Raw genomic sequence first — 1,058 nt, 5'->3', positions numbered from 1 at the left:
ATCAGCGGCCCGCAGGAGAGCCGGGAGTACCGTTACAGCGACACGGGAAGGCTGACGGGCGTCCACACCACGGCAGCGAACCTGGATATCGATATCCCGTATGCAACAGACCCGGCAGGAAACCGGCTGCCGGACCCGGAACTGCACCCGGACAGCACCTTCACGGCGTGGCCGGATAACCGCATCGCGGAAGATGCGCACTATGTCTACCGCCACGATGAATACGGCAGGCTGGCGGAGAAGACGGACCGTATCCCGGAAGGGGTGATACGGATGCACGACGAGCGCACCCACCACTACCATTACGACAGCCAGCACCGTCTGGTGTTCTACACGCGGATACAGCACGGCGAGCCGCAGGTGGAGAGCCGCTACCTTTACGACCCGCTGGGCCGCAGGACGGGAAAACGGGTGTGGCGGCGGGAGCGTGACCTGACGGGATGGATGTCGCTGTCGCGTAAACCGGAGGAGACATGGTACGGGTGGGACGGTGACAGGCTGACGACGGTACAGACCGGCACCACACGTATCCAGACGATTTATCAGCCGGGAAGCTTCACGCCGCTCCTGAGAATCGAAACAGAGAATGGCGAACAGGCGAAGGCGCGGCACCGTAGCCTGGCGGAGGTGTTGCAGGAGGACACGGGTGTGACGCTCCCGGCTGAGCTGGCGGTGATGCTGGGGAGGCTGGAGCGGGAACTGCGCTCGGGTGCGGTGAGTGCGGAGAGTGAAGCATGGCTTGCGCAGTGCGGGCTGACGCCGGAGCAGATGGCGGCGCAACTGGAGGCGGAATATATCCCGGAGAGGAAACTTCATCTTTACCACTGTGACCACCGTGGGCTGCCGCAGGCGCTTATCAGCCCGGAAGGGGAAACGGCGTGGCGCGGGGAGTATGACGAGTGGGGAAACCTGCTGGGAGAGGAAAGCACGCTGCACCTGCAACAGCCGTACCGTCTGCCAGGGCAGCAGTATGATGAGGAGTCGGGGCTGTACTACAACCGTCACCGGTACTATGACCCGTTGCAGGGGAGGTATATCACGCAGGATCCAATCGGGCT

General features: G+C 63.1%; 1 protein-coding gene. It reads left to right on the top strand.

Features of this window, described 5'->3' with window-relative positions; translation table 11 throughout:
- On the top strand, nt 1-1,058 hold a 1,058-nt coding region (locus BGE37_RS24740; RefSeq protein ID WP_198598481.1), incomplete at both ends, for an RHS repeat domain-containing protein.

It is taken from the genome of Escherichia sp. MOD1-EC6300, from assembly GCF_002965045.1.
GTDB classification, from domain to species: Bacteria; Pseudomonadota; Gammaproteobacteria; order Enterobacterales; family Enterobacteriaceae; genus Escherichia; species Escherichia coli_F.
This window is presented reverse-complemented; position numbering and strand designations above follow the sequence as displayed.